General features: G+C 62.2%; 3 protein-coding genes. All 3 read left to right on the top strand.

Features of this window, described 5'->3' with window-relative positions; translation table 11 throughout:
- A partial coding sequence (locus EOA38_RS40615; RefSeq protein ID WP_348627543.1) for an oligopeptide/dipeptide ABC transporter ATP-binding protein occupies positions 1 to 297 on the top strand: 297 nt, incomplete at its 5' end.
- Positions 298 to 1,722: 1,425 nt separating this feature from the next.
- Positions 1,723 to 3,219 carry an IS21 family transposase gene (gene istA, locus EOA38_RS30900; RefSeq protein WP_189435030.1) on the top strand — a complete coding sequence of 499 codons (1,497 nt, stop codon included), beginning with the start codon at positions 1,723 to 1,725 and terminating at the stop codon, positions 3,217 to 3,219.
- On the top strand, positions 3,216 to 3,546 hold a 331-nt coding region (locus tag EOA38_RS30895), incomplete at its 3' end, for an ATP-binding protein (RefSeq protein WP_189435028.1). The genes istA and EOA38_RS30895, both read left to right, overlap by 4 nt.

Below are 3,546 nucleotides of genomic sequence, written 5' to 3'. Positions count from 1 at the left end.
CGGCTGGAGGCGCCCGTCGAGGGCGAGGTGCCGAGCCCGATCAACCCGCCAAAGGGCTGCGCGTTCCACCCGCGCTGTCCACTCGCCGTGGAGCGGTGCCGCATCGAGGTGCCACCTTTGGTGCCAATGGCAGACGGGCGAGTGGTCGCCTGTCATGTGCGCGCACCGGCTACTGAGATCCCGGAAGAGCCGGCTATGGCGGCGACATCTGGGCCTGTCGCAAATTCCTGTGCTGTACGGCTCGATGACGTTGGGTGGGAACTTCGCAATCCTTGCTTGGCACTTCGGCAAAACTGAACGGCGTTGATCTATATATCTGGCTCATCGATGGGCTGGAAATGCTGTTCCCCTGACATTGGAGGCGAGCGCGATCGGGCGATGTGAAGCGGGGCGCATAATCCTGCGGTCTGTCGAACAGCGTCTCGTTGATCGGGTTGTGGATCCTGGCGACGCTGGCAAACACGGCTTGATCGGTTGCAGAGCCTTTGGCCAGGACGTCGCGCGGCAACCCATGAGCTGGCACATCCAGTCTTGCGGGTCCGCGAACCGCGGCCCGATGCGTGTTCCGTGAAGCCGGCCACCGATTCCAATTTGAAGCCGGCCAGTCATTCCGATTTCACTCCGGCCACTTTTCGGTCTGATCCTCGGTCTCGTTGATGTTTGGGCTGGGTTTTGTTTCAGGTCAAGCTTCGGTGCTTTCGGGTGCGATTGGCGGGCGCTGTTTTCGCATGCTTTACCGATGAGATCGATGGTTTGGGCGACCAACTCATCTACTGCGGGCGCCCGAACCTCCTGATAGAGAGAGCTGCCGGTCTGGTTGCGGTCCGCCATGTAGCAGTAAAAGGGCATGCACTGTCGGGGCCGCTGTAGCGCACGGTCATCCGCCGTCCGCATTGGCCGACAGACCGCTAAGCCCTGCAGCAAAGCAATGCCCTTGCGTGGCGCGCTGCGGTGGCCGGCCTCGTATCGATTGGTGTTGTTGGCGAGGCGGGCCGAGTTGCAGGCTCGGTTGCGCGGTGGCTTTCTCAACAAAGCACGCCGCGGCGAATATCGTTGCCCCCTTCCGACCGGCTTGATCTATAATGAGGTTGGCGATGTAGTCCTCGATCCAGACGCTCAGATCCGGCAGATGTTCACCCACTTCTTCGAGACGTTCTCGCGGGTTGGGTCGCTACGCAGACCGTTAAGGCGTTTGCCAGGGAGGGTCTGCTCTTCCCATCCCGGTTCCTCTCCCTGGGTGCCCTATGTTTCGCAGAAGTAGCCCATGTCCGCGCATTCAACCACATGATTTCACGCACGGAGAAAGGAATACGAGATGCTTCACCGCTGGAAAAATGGTGTTGTCACCTTAACCAGCATCGGCCGCACTGAGACAAAGTCGGCCGCCTGACAGATTCAAGCGGCGACATTCTTTTTACTCTGGGCATTGCCTCGTCGAAAATGTTCCCTGAATGTTCAACCGTTGCCTCACATAAGTTGCTCCCCACCGAGTGGTATGAGCTGGGGCTGCGGCGCGGCGATCAACGTGAGAGAGCAGCGTCAATCAGGATGAGAATGCTGGCGACTTGAGACGCAGGGAGGGCGTAGCCCGACCGGAGTTTCAAGTCGCCAGCGGCGCTCGTTTTGGGGCGTCGTCTGGGGATCGCGGCCGACCGGTATGCCGGTGGTTTTTCCGATTGGAGGAATCACTTTGTGCCCGGCCGCCACGTAACCGATCACCAGATGAGGCTTTTCATGAAGTTCCGTAAGACCCATGCGACGGCTGTCGCGGCGGCGAAGGCGTCGATCAGCACAGCCACGGCCTATCGCATCGAGAAGGATACGAGACTGCCTTCGCAAAAGAAGACGCCGCGGGAACGTCGGCGGCCCGATCCGCTTGCCGATATTTTCGATACCGAGATCGTGCCTCTGCTGCGGGCCGCATCCGGCATCCGGTCGGTCGCCATCTTCGAGGAGATGCTGAGGCGCCATCCCGAACTGGGCGCCGGCATTCGCCGCACTATCGAGCGCCGCGTCCGATCCTGGCGCGCTGTTCACGGCGAGGAGCAGGAGGTCATTTTCCGGCAGGTGCACGAACCCGGCCGGGTCGGCCTGTCGGACTTTACCGACATGGGCGGCGCTGCCGTCACCATCGCCGGCGCGTTGCTCGACCACCGCCTTTACCATTTCCGGCTCGCCTATTCCGGCTTCGAGCATGCCCATGTCGTGCTCGGCGGCGAGAGCTTCGTGGCGCTCGCCGAAGGCCTGCAGAACGCGCTCTGGTCGCTCGGAGGGGTTCCTCGTGAACATCGCTCGGACAGTCTGTCGGCTGCGTTCCGCAATCTGGACAAGGATGCCCGCGCGGACGTGACGCGCCGCTACGAGGAACTCATCGCCCATTACGGCATGACGGCCACCCGCAACAATGCCGGCATCGCACATGAGAACGGCTCCATCGAAGGTCCACACGGCCATCTCAAACGGGCACTCGACGACGCGCTGCTCATGAGGGGATCGACCGATTTCGACGATCTCGCCGCCTACCGCCGCTTCGTCGACGAGATCGTCAGCCGCTGCAATGCACGTAATTCCAAGCGCATCGACATCGAGCGCGCCGAACTCCAGGACCTGCCCGTCCGGCGCACATGCGACTATGAGGAGGTCTCCGTGCGCGTCACCTCATCGGGCGGCTTCACGCTGCGCAAGGTGTTCTACACCGTGCCCTCGCGGCTGATCGGTCATCGTCTCAGGGTGCGCCTCTTCGACGATCGGCTGGACATCTTCATCGGAGGCACGCCCTTGATAACACTGCCCCGCGGTCGCGCGTCTCGATCCGGCAAGCACGATCAGGTCGTCGACTACCGCCATGTCATCCATTCGCTGCGCCGCAAGCCGATGGCGCTTTTGAATCTCGTCTATCGCGACCGGCTCTTTCCGCGCGAGGCATACCGACGAACCTTCGACATGCTCATCGATCGTTTGCCCGAGCGGCAGGCCTGCCGCACCATGGTCGAGCTCCTTGCCATGGCTCACGAACGCTGCTGCGAGAGCGAACTGGCCGATCAGTTAAGCCTCTCGCTCAAGGCACGACGGTTGCCCGACATGACCACCCTGCGGGAACGCTTCGCGCCAGATCCCTCCCGGCTGCCGAACGTCGTCGTGCGCCTTGGCCCGCTGAACGCCTATGAGACCCTGATCGGCGCCAGCCCCGAACTCAAGATGGCCGGAGACGCGGCATGAAGACCAATAGCGCCATCGATGCCGCAAGGCTTAGCCTGCTCCTCAACGAATTGCGGCTGCCCGCCATTAAGCTCATGTGGCCGCAGTTTGCCGAACAGGCCGACAAGGAAGGCTGGCCCGCCGGCCGCTTCCTCGCCGCGATCACCGAACACGAGCTGGCCGAACGCGATCGACGCCGCATCGAGCGCCATCTCGCTGAAGCCCGCCTGTTGCCGGGAAAGACCCTCGATACGTTCGAGTTCGAAGCCGTGCCGATGATCTCCAAGGCGCAGGTGATGGCGATCACTGCCGGCGACAGCTGGCTCGAGAAGGGAGCGAACTTGCTGC

The sequence above is a fragment of the Mesorhizobium sp. M1E.F.Ca.ET.041.01.1.1 genome (genome assembly GCF_003997355.1).
Classification (GTDB): domain Bacteria; phylum Pseudomonadota; class Alphaproteobacteria; order Rhizobiales; family Rhizobiaceae; genus Mesorhizobium.
This window is presented reverse-complemented; position numbering and strand designations above follow the sequence as displayed.

Bases quoted from the DNA above. Each gene is read 5' to 3' on its own strand.
- istA (WP_189435030.1), top strand. From the start codon at position 1,723: ATGAGGCTTTTCATGAAGTTCCGTAAGACCCATGCGACGGCTGTCGCG.